This window comes from Moraxella sp. CTOTU49803 (assembly GCF_032097965.1).
Lineage (GTDB): Bacteria > Pseudomonadota > Gammaproteobacteria > Pseudomonadales > Moraxellaceae > Faucicola > Faucicola tetraodonis.
In genome coordinates, this window is record NZ_DAMCJP010000009.1 from 42,412 (window position 1) to 61,225 (window position 18,814).

The 18,814-nt window shown below is 45.0% G+C and carries 16 protein-coding genes and 1 riboswitch; of the genes, 10 read left to right on the top strand and 6 right to left on the bottom strand.

The genetic code is table 11. The features are described from left to right. Positions 1-287: 287 nt before the first annotated feature. The gene (gene pstS, locus RT422_RS09630) at positions 288-1,292 is read left to right on the top strand and encodes a phosphate ABC transporter substrate-binding protein PstS (protein WP_313422078.1); all 1,005 of its coding nucleotides are present in this window, start codon (positions 288-290) and stop codon (positions 1,290-1,292) included. A gap of 81 nt (positions 1,293-1,373) precedes the next feature. Here the strand turns inward: pstS and RT422_RS09635 are convergent, their stop codons facing one another. Next, positions 1,374-2,714: a TolC family protein gene (locus RT422_RS09635; RefSeq protein ID WP_313422079.1), complete on the bottom strand. Its 1,341-nt coding sequence runs from the start codon at positions 2,712-2,714 to the stop codon at positions 1,374-1,376. A gap of 161 nt (positions 2,715-2,875) precedes the next feature. Next, positions 2,876-2,978, top strand: a riboswitch (TPP riboswitch). Positions 2,979-3,120: 142 nt separating this feature from the next. On the opposite strand from RT422_RS09635, the gene thiC reads away from it, so the two are divergent. Together thiC and RT422_RS09645 are read left to right on the top strand one after the other, a co-directional pair. Then, positions 3,121-5,139 (top strand): phosphomethylpyrimidine synthase ThiC, encoded by a 2,019-nt coding sequence (gene thiC / locus RT422_RS09640; protein WP_313422080.1) that lies wholly within the window; start codon positions 3,121-3,123, stop codon positions 5,137-5,139. 306 nt (positions 5,140-5,445) lie between these two features. After that, positions 5,446-6,009: a hypothetical protein gene (locus tag RT422_RS09645; protein ID WP_282842206.1), complete on the top strand. Its 564-nt coding sequence runs from the start codon at positions 5,446-5,448 to the stop codon at positions 6,007-6,009. Between the two features lie 70 nt (positions 6,010-6,079). On the opposite strand, the gene dapB is transcribed toward RT422_RS09645, so the two are convergent. After that, positions 6,080-6,886: a 4-hydroxy-tetrahydrodipicolinate reductase gene (gene dapB / locus RT422_RS09650; protein WP_313422081.1), complete on the bottom strand. Its 807-nt coding sequence runs from the start codon at positions 6,884-6,886 to the stop codon at positions 6,080-6,082. A gap of 222 nt (positions 6,887-7,108) precedes the next feature. Beyond that, positions 7,109-8,278: a molecular chaperone DnaJ gene (dnaJ, locus tag RT422_RS09655; RefSeq protein ID WP_313422082.1), complete on the bottom strand. Its 1,170-nt coding sequence runs from the start codon at positions 8,276-8,278 to the stop codon at positions 7,109-7,111. A 253-nt stretch (positions 8,279-8,531) separates the two neighbouring features. On the opposite strand from dnaJ, the gene RT422_RS09660 reads away from it, so the two are divergent. Continuing rightward, the gene (locus tag RT422_RS09660; protein WP_313422083.1) at positions 8,532-9,191 is read left to right on the top strand and encodes a DUF2939 domain-containing protein; all 660 of its coding nucleotides are present in this window, start codon (positions 8,532-8,534) and stop codon (positions 9,189-9,191) included. Here RT422_RS09660 and RT422_RS09665 read toward each other — a convergent pair. Beyond that, positions 9,188-9,892 (bottom strand): pseudouridine synthase, encoded by a 705-nt coding sequence (locus RT422_RS09665; RefSeq protein ID WP_313422084.1) that lies wholly within the window; start codon positions 9,890-9,892, stop codon positions 9,188-9,190. The two genes, RT422_RS09660 and RT422_RS09665, sit on opposite strands and share 4 nt — an antisense overlap. A gap of 49 nt (positions 9,893-9,941) precedes the next feature. On the opposite strand from RT422_RS09665, the gene RT422_RS09670 reads away from it, so the two are divergent. Both RT422_RS09670 and RT422_RS09675 read left to right on the top strand, forming a co-directional pair. Further along, positions 9,942-10,538 (top strand): YigZ family protein, encoded by a 597-nt coding sequence (locus tag RT422_RS09670; protein WP_096489568.1) that lies wholly within the window; start codon positions 9,942-9,944, stop codon positions 10,536-10,538. Positions 10,539-10,702: 164 nt separating this feature from the next. Next, positions 10,703-11,686, top strand: coding sequence for an alpha/beta fold hydrolase (locus RT422_RS09675; RefSeq protein ID WP_313422085.1), 984 nt, complete (start codon positions 10,703-10,705; stop codon positions 11,684-11,686). Between the two features lie 79 nt (positions 11,687-11,765). Here RT422_RS09675 and gdhA read toward each other — a convergent pair whose 3' ends face one another. After that, positions 11,766-13,100: an NADP-specific glutamate dehydrogenase gene (gene gdhA, locus RT422_RS09680; RefSeq protein WP_313422086.1), complete on the bottom strand. Its 1,335-nt coding sequence runs from the start codon at positions 13,098-13,100 to the stop codon at positions 11,766-11,768. Between the two features lie 302 nt (positions 13,101-13,402). Between gdhA and mpl the strand changes: the two genes are divergently transcribed. The 4 genes from mpl (at position 13,403) to RT422_RS09700 (ending at position 17,310) form a co-directional block, all read left to right on the top strand. Further along, positions 13,403-14,839: a UDP-N-acetylmuramate:L-alanyl-gamma-D-glutamyl-meso-diaminopimelate ligase gene (gene mpl / locus RT422_RS09685; RefSeq protein ID WP_313422087.1), complete on the top strand. Its 1,437-nt coding sequence runs from the start codon at positions 13,403-13,405 to the stop codon at positions 14,837-14,839. Between the two features lie 84 nt (positions 14,840-14,923). After that, positions 14,924-15,766: a ParA family protein gene (locus RT422_RS09690; protein WP_313422088.1), complete on the top strand. Its 843-nt coding sequence runs from the start codon at positions 14,924-14,926 to the stop codon at positions 15,764-15,766. A gap of 259 nt (positions 15,767-16,025) precedes the next feature. Then, positions 16,026-16,283, top strand: a complete 258-nt coding sequence (locus RT422_RS09695; protein ID WP_036601338.1) for a GlsB/YeaQ/YmgE family stress response membrane protein — start codon at positions 16,026-16,028, stop codon at positions 16,281-16,283. A 280-nt stretch (positions 16,284-16,563) separates the two neighbouring features. Next, positions 16,564-17,310: an enoyl-CoA hydratase-related protein gene (locus RT422_RS09700; protein ID WP_095356254.1), complete on the top strand. Its 747-nt coding sequence runs from the start codon at positions 16,564-16,566 to the stop codon at positions 17,308-17,310. A gap of 65 nt (positions 17,311-17,375) precedes the next feature. Here RT422_RS09700 and thrC read toward each other — a convergent pair whose 3' ends face one another. Then, positions 17,376-18,791 (bottom strand): threonine synthase, encoded by a 1,416-nt coding sequence (gene thrC / locus RT422_RS09705; RefSeq protein WP_313422089.1) that lies wholly within the window; start codon positions 18,789-18,791, stop codon positions 17,376-17,378. Positions 18,792-18,814 lie beyond the last annotated feature (23 nt).

Sequence of the window (18,814 nt, forward strand, 5' to 3'; positions counted from 1 at the left end):
AGACGTTAAAGAAAAGCTAACTATAACTAAAAATTACGACAAAATGATGAAAAATAGCGCGCCTATTCGCTGATATTGCATCATATAAACCGAGCAAAAAACCTAACAAACATTTCAATGTCATCAAACTTTAACATAACCGTAACAGGTTTGACATTTTGTTACATTAACATGGCAACAATTTTTCAGCTTTGGGTGATTTAAAACGCGACATATTGGTTGGCGACTCCCAAGCTAAGTTACCATCTTCCCTGACAATCATCTCATTTGTCCATCAAGGAATCATTATGAAACTATCACATTTAATCGTCAGTGTGGCATTCGCTGCTGTAGGCGTACAAGCCAATGCTGTCAACATCACAGGTGCGGGTGCAACCTTCCCACAACCTGTTTACTCAAAATGGGCAAGCGACTACCAAAAAGCAACGGGTAATCAAGTAAACTACCAAGGTATCGGCTCTTCAGGCGGTATCAAACAAATCCAAGCAAAAACGGTTGATTTTGGTGCCACTGATGCGCCCATGAGCCCAGCAGAGCTAAATGCCAGCGGCTTAATCCAATTCCCCGCAGTCATTGGCGGTATCGTACCTGTGGTCAACATCGCTGGCGTCAAACCCGGTCAATTAAAACTATCGGGCACCGTCCTTGCTGACATCTATATGGGCAAAATCACTACTTGGAACGATGCACGTATCCAAGCATTAAACCCAGGCGTTGCCCTACCTGCCGCTAAGATTACAACTGTTAATCGCTCAGACGGTTCAGGTACCACTTTCGTATTTACCAACTACCTAAGCCAAGTATCAAGCGATTGGAAATCAAAAGTAGGCGCGGACAAAACCGTTAAATGGCCTAATGCTGCAGCAAGCGTAGGCGGTAAAGGTAACGAAGGCGTATCAAGCAACGTACAACGTGTTGCAAACTCCATCGGTTATGTTGAGTATGCTTACGCAAAACAAAACCGTTTAGCTTATACCCAACTTCAAAACCGCGCCGGTAAATTTGTACTACCAGACGATTCAACGTTTGCCGCAGCATCAAACATTAACTGGGCACAATACCCTGGTTTTGCGGTGACCATCACTAACATGCCAGCAGCCAACGCATGGCCAATCTCTGCAGCGACGTTCATCCTCGTACCCCGTACGGGTGGTGCAAAAGCCAAAGAAGCGCTTAAATTCTTTGACTGGGCATTTACTAACGGCAATGCACAAGCAACCGCTCTTGACTACGTTCCGCTACCTGCCGACACCAAAGCTGCGGTTCGTAAAGAATGGACGAAAGTTAAATAGTCATTTGCGTCACCTTACTACGCAAATTAACCCTGCCGATAGGCGGGGTTTTTTAGCTTAAAATTTTGCCAAAAAAAAACATTACATCAGCTGATTATCTAGCACTTTGACTGTGTTATCGGTCAGATTGCCCGCAGCTTTTTGTAGGTCAATGTAGGCATTTAGATAATCAAAATATGCATTAATCAAATCGCGTTTGGCAGCATGATATTGGCGCTCTGCCAGTAGGGTATCTACCATCGAGCGCACCCCCAAATCATAGCCTGTTTTTGACGCTTGGGCGACGCGCCGATTGGCATCCACGGCAATTTGCTGGGCTTTAATCGTGGCACGCTGTGCGACCAAATTTAAATACGCTTGGCTGGTCTGAGTCATCGCAGCTTGGTACACATAGGCGAGGCGACTTTTTGCCGCTTGCGCTTGCAGAGTGCCTTGCTCAACGCCTGCGCGTGTCCGCCCACCGGTATAAAACGGAAAATCCACTTCCACCCCAAAGCTATAATTGGTGCCATCAATAGCGCTAACATTATTATGGGTATAGTCTTGCCACCCCACATTGCCTACCAAATCGACACGGGGGTAGATATTGGCTTTGAGATAATCGACTTGTTTGTTGGCAATCGCCACTTGGGTTTGTGCTAGCTGAATATCGAGATTATTATTTTGTGACTGCTGCATCCAGTTTCCGATACTTTGACTTGCCACAAGATTTAAATCAGGCGGTAACTTGATACTGTCTAGCTGATTGATTGGTTGACCGGTGAGCAGTGATAACTGCTGTTTGGCATTCACGATTGCCACGTCATTGTTGGCGATAGAGGCGCTGACGCTTTCAAGCCTTGCACGGCTTTCTTCGGTATCTACCCGCGCCGCTACCCCTTGCGCGAGTCTCGCTTGCATCATGTCATTTTGTGCTTTGAGTGCGGTGAACTCGGCATTGAGGCTATCTGTCATCGCTTCGGCGCGCAATACATTGAGATAGGCTTTGCTGATTTGCTCGATTAGTTGTTGGTGCTGCTGTAATAGCTGGATGTCATTGGCTTGACTGGCGAGCACGGCTTTTTCATAGTTCGCCCATTTATCAGCACGAAACAAGGCTTGGCGCAGTCCGATACCGACTTGGCTCGCGGTATTGCCCGTGTCAGGGATGTTATCATCTTTGGGATAAAACTGGTTATGTTTGACACTGCCTTGTAGTCCCACTTGCGGCAGCATATCGCCAAACGCTAGCTGCACATTTTTTTGCGTTGCCAAATAGTCATATTGCTGCCCTGCCCAATTGCCATTGGTGCGCTGGGCTGCACTATACAATTCCCACAAATCTTTTGCCATCGCGGCTGGGCTGAGGGACATCGACCCTATCAATGACACTACCATCGCCCCTAACCGCCATCGGGCGCCAGTCGCTTTACGATTCCACAAACAGATGCATTCCATATCAATAATTACAACATTTTCAACAACCAAGGAGCCTCTATCATACCGATAGTTGTCAAAAAAATCAGTAATTTAGTGCAGTAAATCATCGGCACAAAATGGCTAAAAATCTATTAGGTAAACCTGTGAGTTTTTGTTAATATGGAGGTATTGACTCGGGGTGCAGTTGGATGACATACCAACGGCTGAGACATACCCGTCGAACCTGACACGGTTAATACCGTCGTAGGGAAGTCGTCTATTAGGTTAGTTAGACTAGTGTTTTTCTAGAATCAGCTTTTTACTAGAACCAGTTTTTTCTAGAATCAGTCTTTTACCAGAAACAGTCATACTCACCTATCTTCGCCCGAGTCCAGCAAACCATCACTTCATAACATAACATGGACTCGCTATGAACCAACTTACCAACGTTACTCACAAAACCCCTGCCCACCGTGACCCTACCGATGACCGCTTTGAAGAAGAAGCGCGTGATTTGACGCGCGCGTTGCCGGCATCTCGCAAAGTCTATATCCAAGGCTCACGCCCCGACATCCAAGTACCGATGCGGGAAATCACCTTGACCGATACCCCGGTGGGCGGTTTTGGCAAGGCAGAAGGCGAAAAAAACCCACCGTTTTATGTGTATGACACCTCAGGGGTATATACCGACCCCAATGTTGAGATTGATTTGACCAAAGGCTTACCAAAACTGCGTCAAGCTTGGATAGAAGCGCGTGGCGACACCGAGCAGCTTGCTAAACTCTCAAGCCAATACGGCAATGAGCGTGCCAATGACATCGCCACTGCCAACCTGCGCTTTGGGCATATCGACAAGCCAAGACGGGCGATCAATGGCAAAAACGTCACCCAAATGCACTACGCCAAACAAGGCATCATCACCCCAGAGATGGAATACATCGCCATCCGTGAAACCCAAAAACAGCATGACCTGACTGATACGCGTCAGCACGCTGGTAACAACTTTGGTGCCAATACCCCCAAACTCATCACCCCAGAATTTGTGCGTGCCGAAGTCGCTGCGGGACGGGCGATTATTCCCAATAACATCAATCACCCCGAATCAGAACCGATGATTATTGGTCGTAATTTTTTGGTTAAAATCAATGCCAATATCGGTAATTCAGCCCTGGGCTCTAGCATTGACGAAGAAGTTGCCAAGATGACTTGGGCTACCCGTTGGGGCGCGGACACCATCATGGACTTATCAACCGGTAAGCATATCCATGAAACCCGTGAATGGATTATCCGTAACTCCCCCGTGCCCATCGGTACCGTACCGATTTATCAAGCGCTAGAAAAAGTGGATGGCGTTGCCGAAGATTTGACATGGGACATCTTTAAAGACACCTTGATTGAACAAGCCGAGCAAGGCGTCGATTATTTTACCATTCACGCGGGCGTACTGCTGCGCTACGTACCGGTGACCGCCAATCGTTTGACAGGTATCGTGTCACGCGGCGGCTCGATTATGGCACAGTGGTGTCTTGCCCATCACAAAGAGAATTTTCTTTATACCCACTTTGAAGAAATTTGCGAGATTATGAAAGCCTACGATGTGGCGTTTAGTCTGGGTGACGGTTTGCGCCCGGGTTGCCTACAAGACGCCAACGATGATGCGCAGTTTGGTGAGCTCAAAACCTTGGGCGAGCTGACCCAAGTGGCATGGCAACATGATGTACAAGTTATGATTGAAGGTCCAGGACACGTTGCCATGAACCGTATCAAAGAAAACATGGACTTACAGCTTGAAGTCTGTAAAGAAGCGCCTTTTTACACCCTTGGACCTTTGACGACCGATATCGCCCCAGGCTACGACCACATCACCTCCGCCATTGGTGCGGCGATGATTGGTTGGTATGGTACTGCCATGCTGTGCTATGTCACGCCAAAAGAGCATTTAGGTCTGCCGAACAAAAAGGATGTCAAAGACGGTATCATCACTTACAAAATCGCAGCACATGCAGCAGATTTGGCAAAAGGACACCCAGGTGCCCAAGCGCGAGATAACGCCTTGTCAAAAGCGCGTTTTGAGTTTCGCTGGGACGACCAGTTTAATCTCAGCCTAGACCCAGACACGGCACGTGAATTCCATGATGAAACCTTGCCAAAAGAAGCGCATAAATCAGCGCATTTTTGCTCGATGTGCGGTCCAAAATTCTGCTCGATGAAAATCACCCAAAACGTGCGGGATTATGCAGCAGGGCTTGAGTTTAATAAACCACAGCTTGGGCAAGATATCACCCCTGATACAGGTGAGTTATCGGATGCCAGCCACGCTATTAAGCAGGTGGAGACGGCGCTAGTCGGTCAAGTGGGTGAAGCGTCTGCCGATGAAGTCCGCCTAGGTATGGAGCAGATGAAGCAAAAATTTATTGAAGAAGGTAAACAGCTGTATAAAGAAGTTTAAGCCCCAGCTAATCTAACGCCGCTATGATGTACAGCCGCTAGCATAGTCAACTTGCCAAATACTGGTTGCAGCTTAGCGGCTTTTTTACACCAATTTTTATCATATTTTTTATTGATTTTTCAATCAGTTACCTGTTATGGTAGTGCCTTTTTAATGTGCCATTAATTAAAGTTAAAAAAAACGCGCGAACCTATAACAGCTACTAATTTGCAAAGTCGTTTAACCCGCAAGTTGCAAATCGTATTTAATTGAATTAAAAAAACAAGCGTACTACAAAGAAATCAAGAGGTTTTTATGCACCCTAAAATGCTAACAGCTTTGACCCTTGCCGTGCTTGGCTCAGTGGTTACACATGTCGGGGCTGCGCATGCAGCGCCTACTAATCCCACGCCTGCCCGTGCTGCCAACCAAACTGCACCTACTCTGCTACAGCAAAATCTATTGACTTTAATCAAAGCTGGTCAAGCGATGGAAGCTGAGACCCAAGTCAAACAAGCTGAAATCGAAAAAAAATACCAGCCTAAAGTCGCTGAAGCCAAAACCGATGCCCAAAAAGCCGCGATTCAGACCCAGTTTTTAAATGAGGTGATTGCCTATAAAAGCTATCAAAAACAAAAATTTGCGGCAATCAAATTGACCGAGCCAAGCGTATCAAACTTGCGTGACCAATATATCGAAACGCTAAATAGCGATATCGCTGCCGCTCAAATCGTCATCGCCAATCCAAAACCGACCGCTGACTCTAAGAAAAAATTTGCAGAACAACTCACCAAATCAAAAAATTTAACGCTAGCAGTGCGTAATGGCTTAGAAACCCTAATGAAAAAAGCGGGTTTTAAAAAACAAGTGCTACAACCCAAAACCAAATAAGCATTCGTTAATAAAAAAGCCGAAACACTTTGATGGTGTTTCGGCTTTTTTGTTGCATAAGCAGTTGATGCTAATCTTTCAGCCCAAGCACATCTTGCATATCAAACTGTCCCGTTTGCTGCTCATTGACCCATACCGCCGCACGCACCGCCCCTGCGGCAAAGGTCATGCGCTCACGGGCTCTATGGGTGATTTCAACTATTTCGCCATCGGCGATAAACATCACCGTATGGTCGCCGACAATCTCGCCACCGCGAATGGCATGGATACCAATCTCGCCTGCTTTGCGCGCGCCAGTTTGACCTTCGCGGCCATAGATCGCCACGTCTTTTAGGTTTTGACCGCGTCCTTTGGCAACCGCTTCAGCCATCATATAAGCGGTGCCCGATGGCGCATCAATTTTGTGTTTATGGTGGGCTTCGATGACTTCGACATCGGCGCTGTCACCAAATGCTTTGGCAGCCATTTCAAGCAGCTTAAGGGTTAAATTCACCCCAGTTGAGTAGTTGCCTGCATACACGATGGCGATTTTTTCACTTGCTTGTTTTAAGATGGCGTTTTGTTCATCATTTAGGCCTGTTGTCCCAATGACCATATTCACGCCTTTATCAGCACAAAGTTGTAAGTTTTTGGCAGTCGACTCAGGCAAGCTAAAATCTATGAGCACATCAATATCATGAATGACGCCTGCCAAGTCATCGACCAAAGCGACATTAGTTTTGTCGAGATTAACTAGCTCGCCCGCATCCACGCCCAACAAGCTTGAGCCTTGACGCTCTATCGCCCCTGCAAGGGTAGTTTGTGGATTTTGTTCCACCGCTTGAATCAGCATACGTCCCATGCGCCCACCTGCGCCTATGACCCCGATTTTTACCATTTGCTTATCCTTTATCTCGCCCAATTACCTAGTATAACTTTCTAATTTGATTTTCTAGCCTGATTTTCTTGCATAAATTTCTAAGTTCAAATCATAACAGCTTGTCTCATTGAATCCTAGCTTAACTCAATACTGGCTTATGCCAAAAAAAACCCTTGCAATCATTACAAGGGTTCGATGTTTCACGTGAAACTTCTATAAAACACTATAAACCAATAAAACCTAGTCAAACAAATCTTTGACATCTTCTTTGAGTTTATCAAAGAAAGATTTTTTCTGTGGTGATTGTTGATGCTCACCCATGGATGATTGCAGCTGACGAAGTAGCTCTTTTTGTTCATTGTTGAGATTGGTCGGTGTCTCCACCACCACACGGCATAACAAGTCACCTTTCATCGTCGTGCGCACGGGGGTAACGCCTTTGCCTTTGATACGGAATACTTTATGGCTTTGGGTGCCTTCGGGAATGCGTAAATTGATACGTCCTTCAAGCGTTGGTACTTCCACCTCACGACCTAAGGCTGCATCCGCAAAGCTAATTGGCACATCCATATATAAGTCAGCGCCTTCACGAGTAAAAATAGGGTGCTGTGCCACACGGATTTCAACATACAAGTCACCGCTTTCACCGCCGGTAATCGCTTCACCTTCCCCCGTTAAACGTACCCGATCGCCATTGTCGATACCGGCAGGAATGGTAACTTCAAGGGTGCGTGATTTTTCTTTAACACCCGAGCCATGACAGTCATTGCAAGGATTTTTGATTTGTTTACCTGAGCCGCCACAGTTGGGGCAGGTTTGTTGCACAGCAAAAAAGCCTTGCTGCATACGTACCACACCCGCACCACCACAAGTTGCGCAGGTGACGATATCGCTGCTGTCTTTGGCGCCCTTACCATCACAAGTTTCACAAGGGGCAGGTGCGGTAAAGGTAATTTCTTTTTTTGTCCCTTGCACCGCTTCTTCAAGCGTCAAATCGAGCATATAGCGTAAATCTGAGCCGCGTCTGCTACGCCCACCCCCTGTGCGCCCCCCAAAAATGTCGCCAAAAATGTCTTGGAAACCGCCCGCGCTGCCACCACCACGACCGCCGCCCATGCCGCCAAAAATATCGCCAAAAATGTCTTGGAAGTTTCCACCGCCAAAGCCGCCACCGCCCATGCCATTCTCAAACGCGGCATGCCCCATACGGTCATACGCTGAGCGTTTACTGTCATCACTTAGCACTTCGTATGCCATCGAGGCTTCTTTGAATTTTTCTTCGGCGGCAGGGTCATCAGGGTTACGGTCTGGATGATATTTCATCGCAAGTTTGCGGTAGGCTATTTTGATTTCTTGTTCATTAGCGGTTTTATCTACCCCTAATACTTCATAAAAATCGCGTTTTGACATAATAACTCCTTTGGCAGCATAGTGTTGACAGTACGGCAGAGTGGGTTCGACCAGTAGCAACGTTTAACAGCTGCCAAACCTTTGAAAGACTAAAATTTAAAAATATGCAATATAGTGGCGATTTTTGTTAAATAATCAAGCAAATAATCGGCAATCAGCGCAAAAATATTTTGCTTTTTTTGCAAGAAAAATACGCAACAGCCTAGCCCGTTGTTTTAAACTAATTAGCAAACTCTAACTCTAATAGTGATTTATGAAAAAAGTATTATCTTTGCTAATCATCCTTGCACTGATTGTCGTCGCATGGGTATTTGCCTCCCCTTATTGGGCAGTGTACCAACTGAAAAAAGCCTATGATGCACAACAAGCAAACACCATCAGTGCAGCGATTGAATTTACGCAACTGCAGCAAAGTATCAAATCACAGCTAAGCCCTGTATTAATAGAAAAAGCCAATCATGTGGCAAAATCCCCTATTTTGCAGATGCTCAATATCGCGCTAAACCCTGATGACCTAGTGAATAAAATGGTCAATCAAGCCGTAGATAATACCGTCACGCCAGAGGGCGTACAGTATGCGCTGACAGGACAAGCGACCAGTGAGCCGCTCAAAACAAATGTCAAACTGCTAGGGGGCTTGGTGGCAGTAGCGATGGATAAGATTGATATCAAAGACTTGATTTTGGCGCGCAATTCAGCTGAGCTTAATCAAAAAATCAAACAACAACTACAATCGCCTAATCCCAACGCCACCACAGCAACGTCACAGACCCAACCGACCACACACTATTGTGGTGTTAACTGTTTTGAAGTCAGCGGACAGGTGCGTGGCTACCCCTTAACGCTCCGCTTGCAGCGCCAAGGGCTTATTCATTGGAAAATCGTGGGTGTGACACTGCCGCTAAATGCTTAAAACTGGTCAATTTCTTCAGCGGTCAAAAATCGGCTTTCACCTTTTTCTAATCCTGCTAAGGTAATGTTACCGATGCTGGCACGGTGTAACTCAATGACTTTATTGCCAAAGTAGCCCATCATGCGCTTGACTTGGTGGTATTTGCCTTCCGTGAGTACCAGCTTGGCATGAGTAGCATCAGAAAAACTTAACTCAGCGGGTTTGGTTTTATCATACTCGTCCTCAAGCATGATGCCTTTTGCCAATTCTTGGATAGCAAATGCCTGTTGTGCTTCAGTCATTGGCTCGGCAAGGGTCAACTCATACACTTTTGCCACATGATGTTTTGGGCTGGTGACGCGGTGCAAAAAGCCACCATCATCACTAAGCAGCAGCGCACCTGTGGTGTCGACATCGAGTCGCCCTGCAATCCGCAAACTACCTAGCTGGGGTACATCAATCAAGTCTGTAACAATCGGCCATTCTTTTGGCTTTAGGGTGCATTCAAAGCCTTCTGGCTTATATAGCAGTAAGTAGCGATTGCCCGTCGCGACTGATAACGGCTCACCCGCCCATTCGATATCGTCACCCACTTCATCGATGTGTAAGCTTGAATCTTTGACCACCTCGCCATTGACAGTGACTTCGCCTGCGTGCAAGATTTTTTTGCAGTCTTTACGCGATAGCTCGGTGGCTTTGCTTAAAAATTTGTCTAAACGCATTTTTTTGTTATCCTAGTGCTTGTTTTGTTTATTGTAACATAGATTAACCATGACCTATTACACGCTTAGCGACCCATGTACTGCCACACTTGAGATTAAAAAAAGCCAATTTTTGGGCTTTGGCTTTGCCATTGATAGCCGCGAGCAATTAATGTTTCACGTGGAACAATTACGCAACCAATATCCCGATGCGCGCCATGTCTGCTATGGCTATATTATTGGCGACCCGCACAACACCACCTCGGCAGGTTTTGATGATGATGGTGAGCCCAGTGGTACAGCAGGTAAGCCGATTTTAAACGTGTTACAACACAAGGGCATTGGTAACTGCGTGGTCATTGTGGTGCGTTACTTTGGCGGTATCAAACTTGGTGCAGGCGGACTAACACGTGCCTATAGTAGCACCGCACAAGCCGTGGTTGATAATATGAATTTGCACGAGTTTGTGCCGTTAAGCGTGATAATAATTGAAACCGATTTTGCCAATGAGTCCTTTGTCAGACATACATTAGATGGCTTTAATGCCACGATTTTAAAGGTTGATTATGGTAAAAATGTCGTTTTGACCGTAGAGGCTGCGCAAAAGTCGGTTCAAGTCCTCAGCGAAAAAATCGGCTTTTATGGAACTGTGAAAGCCAGTGAATAACCAAAAGCCAATAACCACAGCAGCAGCAGCATAGAAGTGATAGCATAGCAAAATTTTTCTCAAAAAACCTACACAACGTCCCAAACTTAGCTCACAAGTCGCCATGAAAAAACTGTCAAAAAGCCGTAAAATAGTCAAAAATCATAACAATCACTAGGCATATTATGAATATTCACCAACTACCCCTAACGCCATTTCGTACCCCGTTTTTCTTAGCCAACCCCCACGTTCAAACCATTTTACCCAAGTTTATCAAACTGCCAAAACCTAACTATCAGCGTCGGCTTCACCCTGACCGCACCGGCACCACCCAAGTGGCTTATGACTTTGTGTTTGCCAATACCGACAATCAGCCAAACCTTGATAAGCCATTGGCGGTGATGTTTCATGGGCTTGAAGGCAGTAGCGACAGCCATTATGCCATTGCCTTTGCCCACCAAGCGCACCGATTGGGGTATGATGCGGTTATCGTCCATTTTCGCGGCTGCGGCGGGGTGGATAATACCTCAGAATTGGACTATAACGCGGGTGATACTGCCGAAGCGGTGCATATGTTTAACCTGCTAAAAACTCAGTACGGTTATAGCCGAATTGTAGCCAGTGGGGTGTCGCTCGGTGCCAATATGCTGGCGCGTTATATGGGTGAACAAGGCGATGCAGCTGCCTGTGAAGCAGCGGTAGTGATTTCTGCGCCCGTCGATTTGACGACTTCGGCAAAAGCCATGCATCGTTTTGTCGCCAAACGGGTGTATACGCCTTATTTGCTCAATCCTTTATTGCAAAAAGCCTTAAAAAAGGTGGATGAGCCAGCACTAATCAACGCATTAAAAAATATCAAGATGATTGACGAGTTTGATGAGTTATATACCGCGCCGCGCCATGGTTTTGGCACAGGGGCGAATTATTACATCCAAGCCTCGGCCCTACCCGTACTCAAAAACATCACTAAACCCACGCTGATTATCACTGCCAAAGACGACCCATTTTTAGGCATTCTTGCCACCCAAGACGATGTGTCACCTTGTGTGCGCTTACTGTATAGCCAGCATGGGGGACATGTAGGCTTTGTGCAATTACAAAACAAAAAACTCAATGTGAATTGGCTGCCTAGCACTAGCTTTAAATTTTTTCAGGCTTGTGCTGACTGATTGCTATTGCTTCAATAAAAAACGCCATCACAATGACGGCGCTTTTTATTTATTAAAGTTAATGAGGGGTTTTTTAACATTATAAAATGCCGTAATTCACCATGGCTTTAGCAATCTTATTAAAACCTGCTAGGTTGGCGCCTTTTTTATAATCAATGCTCCCATCCGCTTGCTTACCATGGTTAAAACAATCGTCATGGATATTTTTCATGATGGTTTTTAATTGCTCATCAAGCACCGCAAAGGTTGCGTATTGACGTACCGAGTTTTGTGACATCTCAAGACCTGATACCGCAACCCCACCGGCATTCGAGGCTTTTCCCGGCGCATAGATGACGCCATTAGTTTGGAAGATGGCGATGGCATCGGCATCACTGGGCATGTTGGCACCTTCTGCCACGTATTTAACGCCATGATTGACCAGATTTTGCGCATCTTGCCCGTTGATTTCGTTTTGGGTGGCGCAAGGTAGGGCAATATCGGCTTTGATATGCCATGGACGGCTACCGTCGATCCATTCTGCGTCATCACTGGTGCCGACGAAGTCTTTTAAACGTTTGTCTTGCGCTTTATAAGTTTTGAGCGCTTCAATTTGCTCTAAGGTAAAGCCATGCTTGAGATATAAGGTACCTTTTGAGTCTGATAATGTCAGTACCTGTGCGCCAAGCTCAATACATTTTTGTGCGGCATGTAGCGATACATTGCCCGCACCTGAGACCAGAACAGTCTTAGCCATCAAGCCGTCATGATGGGCTTCTAGCATGTTTTGTAAAAAATACACAAGACCAAACCCCGTTGCCTCGGTACGAATCAAGCTACCACCTTGTCCCACCGTCTTACCGGTTAATACCCCCGTAAACTCACGATTAAGCGTCTTATACATGGCAAACATATAATTAATTTCGCGGCCACCGACACCGATATCACCCGCAGGTACGTCTATATCTGCACCAATATAAGGCGCTAATTCGCGCATAAAGGCATAGCAAAATCGGCGAATTTCAGCGTCTGATTTACCTTTTGGGTCAAAGTCTGAACCGCCTTTACCCCCACCCATAGGCAGACCGGTCAATGCGTTTTTAAAGATTTGTTCAAACCCTAAAAATTTTAGTACCGAAAGATTCACACTGGGATGAAAACGGATACCGCCTTTGTAAGGGCCTAATGCATTGTTAAATTGCACACGCCAACCGCGGTTGACTTGAACATTGCCTTGGTCATCTTCCCAGTTGATACGAAATTGAATAACACGGTCAGGGTTGGTTAAGCGGTCAAATAGATTAAGGTGTTGATAAACAGTGGATTGGTCATAAACCGCTGCGATATCTTCCCAGAATTCTTCGACCGCTTGGATAAACTCTGGCTCATTGCTATGACACTGCTTTAAAATGCTTAATAACTCACTGCTTTTCATACCACTCCTCAATTCTTTAACTTCATAAAAATAGTGCAAAAACACTATTTTGGTGAATTTATAGTAACTTATCACTGTCATAGTAATTTGTAAAACTATTTTGTAATTTGTAAAACTATTTTTCTGTACCCCTTTGGCAGGATGGGTTGCCGAAAACTAGACATGGGTGTTTGCGAGCAAGTTAACCTACAACTGGATTTAATAGCTGACAAAGCCTAATTTGTCCTTTAAAATTGTTAATTTTTAGCAAGGTTTAGCGGCTTTGGTTAGCCGCTAATGCGTATTTGACCTAAGGCAAACTTATGCACATTCATATTCTTGGTATTTGTGGTACCTTCATGGGTTCGTTGGCGCTGCTTGCGCGTGACCTTGGACATACCGTGACAGGCTCAGACGCCAATGTCTATCCACCAATGTCCACCCAGCTTGAAAATGCGGGTGTTGAGATTATGCAAGGGTACGCTGCTAGTCATTTACAACCTGCACCTGATTTGGTGATTGTCGGCAATGCCATGAAGCGCGGCATTGAAGCGGTTGAATATATGCTCAATGAGCGTATTCCTTATACCTCAGGCCCGCAGTTTTTGGCAGAGCAGGTATTGCAATACCGTCACGTATTAGCCGTCGCAGGGACGCATGGCAAAACCACCACTACCACGATGCTGGCGTGGATTTTACACTATGCAGGCATTGATGCCGGCTTTTTGATTGGTGGTGTGCCACTTGTTGATACCCCAGATGAACGCCTAAAAAAAGCGTTTGCTCACAGTAGTTATTTGGGTAGTGATAAAACTGCGGATCATGAAGGTTACTTTGTCATCGAAGCGGATGAATATGACAGTGCTTTTTTTGATAAACGCTCTAAGTTTGTTCACTATCGCCCAACCACCGCAATTTTAAACAATCTTGAATACGACCACGCCGATATCTTCCCAAACCTTGCCGCCATCCAAACCCAGTTTCATCACATGGTACGCATGATACCGTCAAATGGTAAAATCATCATGCCAGCAGATACCGAAAGCTTGGAAGAAACCCTTAAAAAAGGCTGTTGGACCCCGATTTGGCGGACAGCGATTGCTCCCACTAGCAATCCCCAAGCGGATTGGCAAGCCAAGCTAGTGAAACAAGACGGAAGCCAATATGAAGTGATGTTTGATGGTCACAAAGGACAAGTCAATTGGCAGATGAGCGGACTACATAGCGTCAATAATGGTTTAGTGGCAATTGCAGCAGCTTACAATGTTGGCGTATCGGTTGCACAAGCCTGTGAAGCCTTATCCAATTTTGCGGGTATCAAACGCCGTATGGAGCTGGTCGGCACAATCGATAACAACGGCAAACAGATAGAAGTTTATGACGACTTTGCCCACCACCCAACCGCCATTGAAACCACGCTTGATGGCGCCAAAAAACGTTTTGCGGATAACCCAAACCGTAAAATCTGGGCGGTGATTGAACCGCGTTCAAACACCATGAAACTCGGTACCCACCAAGGTTTGCTTGCGCCGTCAGCGAGTATCGCCGACCAAGTCATTTGGTATCAACCTGCCAATCTAGATTGGTCAGTTGCCGATGCGATTGGCAATGCTGCCAACCAACAAGTGATGACATCGACCGATGCGATTATTGAGCATATTGCAGCGCACATTGGCGATGACGATGTGGTGATTGTGATGTCAAATGGCGGCTTTGAAGGTATTCATGGTCGACTGGTGAAGGCGCTACAGCAAGCCTAACTGTTTTAACCTTGTAAATTTGCTAGCAAAAATCGTGATTTTTTAGCATACTCATGATTACTTGTAAAAATATTAGGTTACACAATGCTTACCCGAGTCATTTTTAATCAAAAAGGCGGTGTTGGTAAATCCAGCATTGCTGTCAATCTTGCCGCGATGAGTGCCCATCAAGGTTTGCGTACCCTACTCATCGACCTTGATCCACAGTGCAACGCTACCCAATATATCGTCGGCGATGCTGACACAGACATTCATCCCGCGCATATCACAGAACCCAATATCGAAAATTTCTTTTCGCAAACCCTGCAAGCGGCGTCTAGCCCTATGCCGATGATGTTTGCATTTCCATTTGGCGGTATGACGGGTAGTCGCAATCAAGGGTTGGAGCACTGTATTCACACCACCCGATTTGATAATTTATCACTGATTCCAGCCAGTCCCATGCTTGCCGATATTTTGCAGCCCCTTGAAAGCAAACATAAAATTTATAAATTAAAAGACGGCTTAAACCTTTTAACGCAGCAGTTTGATCGGGTGTACATTGATACGCCACCGGCGTTTAATTTTTTTACTTTGTCGGCATTGATCGCGGCTGATCGTGTTATCGTTCCGTTTGATTGTGATATTTTCTCCAAACGCGCGCTGCAAACCTTGGTGCAAAATATCTTAGAGACGCGCCAGGACCATAATAGTGACTTGTTAATTGAAGGTATTATCGTCAATCAGTTTGACCCACGTGCCAATTTACCCAAAGAAGTGGTACAAACGTTGGTCAATGAAGGCTATCCTGTGTATGACACCAAACTTAGCCCTTCGATTATCATGAAACAATCCCACCATCAAAGCTTACCGCTGATTTATTTGGACGCTAAACATAAACTCACTCAGCAATATGCTGCGCTTTATCAAGAAATTGAATCTAGATAACGGAACTTACATTTAATCGTCTCTACTGACATAGCATTACATTAAATAAAAAATCCTCTTAATACTTCAAAGAGAACTTACATAATTAACAAACCAACATTTTAACTGCTGATAGCTTGTCTATAAAATAACAGTCATCAGAGAGGCAGTTATTAGTTAAAACTATAAATATAACAATTTAGCCCTGTAACGCCTGCCAATCGATTAGGCAACAAGATAAGTTAAAAATTAGACAAGTTAAAAAATGAGGAGTGTTAAAATGAGCTTTATTTATATGATTATCATGGGTCTTATCGTTGGTGTTATCGCCCGTGCTATCAAGCCAGGTGCAGACGCAATGGGTTGGATTCTTACCATTGTACTGGGTATTATTGGTGCATTAGTGGGCGGTTTTTTAGCAGGTATGCTAGGCATGAATGCCAATGGTGGCTTTACCGGTTTAATCTTTTCAGTGATTGGTGCCATTATTGTGCTATTCGTTTATGAACTAGCGACGGGTAAACGCCGTATTGGTTAATGCTGTATGAGTTAATTAAGCAATCAATTTAAAATATCAATTTAAAAAAGGCATTTAATTTAAATGCCTTTTTTATTGGCTAAAATTTTCTGAACGTATGGTAGCTAACACTTGGCATTTTGGCTTTAAATTTTTTCAGTTTCATTTTTTTTGCCGTCATTGTCTTACTAATTTTAGAATCTCAGCTTAGAATAATGCTATATTGTTGACTTGGTTTTTAGCACTAGATATCTACTAGACCCCTATTAGACACTGATGAGATACTAAGGTAAACACTTTCATGGAACAACTTGTCAATTTTCACACGCAAAATGGCGTTTTAGAAATCCAATTTAATCGTGCCGATAAAAAAAATGCCCTAACCAATGCCATGTACCAATCCGTACAAACCGCGATGGAACAGGCAAAAAGTGACGATAATATTCGAGTGATTTTGTTTACGTCAACCGGTGATTTTTTTACCGCAGGTAATGATCTTGTCGATTTTTTAACCAAAGCAGAAAATGATGATGCTGAGCTTAATGCGTTAGATTTCGTGCAGTTTTTGGGCGATTATCCTAAACCCATCGTGGCAGCGGTGACAGGCTCAGGCGTTGGCATTGGCTTGACGCTGCTACTTCATTGTGATTTGGTGTATATCGTAGAAAACGCTAAATTATTAGCCCCCTTTGTGGATTTATCTTTGGTGCCAGAAGCAGGTTCGACGCTTTTGCTGACGCATAGAATTGGTTATCAGCGTGCCTTTGAGGTGTTTGTGATGGGTGAAAAAATCACAGGCAAACAGGCAGTTGAATTGGGCTTAGCCAACCAAGCTTTTGCTAGTAGCGATGAAGTACTAAGCACGGCGCGCCAAAAAGCAGAAATACTCGCCAAAAAATCGGTGCCATCGGTAAGACAAACCAAAGACTTGATGCGTAATGCCACGGAAATCCTAGCGCGTATCCAACAAGAAAACATTCACTTTAGTAACCGTCTACAGACGGATGAAGTCAAAGCGATACTGCGCAAATTTGTCCATAAACAGTAAAGCAAAAAAGCCTTTTAACTAGCAAATTAAAAGGCTTTTATTTGAGTCAATTTATTAGATAGCTATTATTTGGCTACCACAAACTGTTCAATTTGCGCCCGCACCAAATTTGCATCGTTATCAAGCACAGTCACATACTGTGCCAAGCTTTCGATATTATCGGTATGTTTGGGACGGGGAATGTCAAGTTGACCAACAGCTTCGGTGATGGTCTCGGCAAATTTGGCTGGCAATGCGGTTTCGGCGCAGACAATGACCTCACCCTCTTTGCGTACTTCACGAGCCACTTTTATCCCATCAGCGGTATGCGGGTCAATTAGCTGGTTGTCTTCGGCATACACTTGTTTGATCGTGGCGATACGGTCGGCATGCGTTGATTTACCCGATGCAAAGCCATATTTGCCATTGATATTTGCCATCAAATCCGACATATCAAAGCCTTTACCTACGTTGACATCCTGCCAAAGTGTATTAATTTTTTCGCCATTTTTCTCAGCGAGCAGGTACACAAAACGCTCAAAATTCGACGCTTTTGAAATATCCATCGATGGACTTGATGTCACATAAGTCTTGTCAGCAGTACGGGGGCTATATTTGCCAGTAGTAAAAAAGTCGTGCAGAACGTCGTTTTCGTTGGTGGCAACGATTAACCGCTCGATGGGTAATCCCATTTCACGGGCAATATGTCCCGCGCAGATATTACCAAAGTTACCCGATGGCACGCAGAAACTCACCTTTTCGCTATTGTCGGTGGTGCTGGCAAAGTAACCTTTAAAATAGTAGACGATTTGCGCGAGGATACGACCCCAGTTAATGGAGTTGACAGTCCCAAGGCTGTATTTGGCTTTAAATTCGGCATCTTGCTGCAGGGCTTTTACGATGTCTTGGCAGTCATCAAACATACCTTTGATGGCGATGTTATGGATATTTTTGTCATCAAGGCTATACATTTGTGCGCGCTGGAATTCACTCATTTTGCCATGGGGTGACATCATGAACACTTCGATATTGTCTTTGCCACGCAACGCATATTCAGCAGCTGAGCCTGTATCGCCTGATGTTGCACCGATGATGGTCAGACGCTCATTTTTTTTCTTTAACACATATTCAAAAGCATTGCCCAAAAACTGCATGGCGATGTCTTTAAATGCCAGTGTTGGACCGTTTGATAGCTCGATGATTTTGATGCCATCTTTGAGTGTACGAACAGGGGTAATATCGGGATTGCCAAATGCCTGCACGGTGTAAGTTTTATCAATCAGTGTTTTTAAATCATCTTTTGGAATATCGGTGGCAAATAATTGCATGATTTCAAAGGCAAGCTCAGGGTAGCTTAAAGTGCGCCATTGGGTGAGGGTTGCTTCATCAATCTGTGGGTATTCTTCGGGTAGCATTAAGCCGCCGTCTGGGGCAAGCCCCATCAGTAACACATCACTAAATTGCATAGGGGCGGTTTTGCCACGGGTGCTGATATAGTTCATCTTTCCATCCATTTAATCAATTT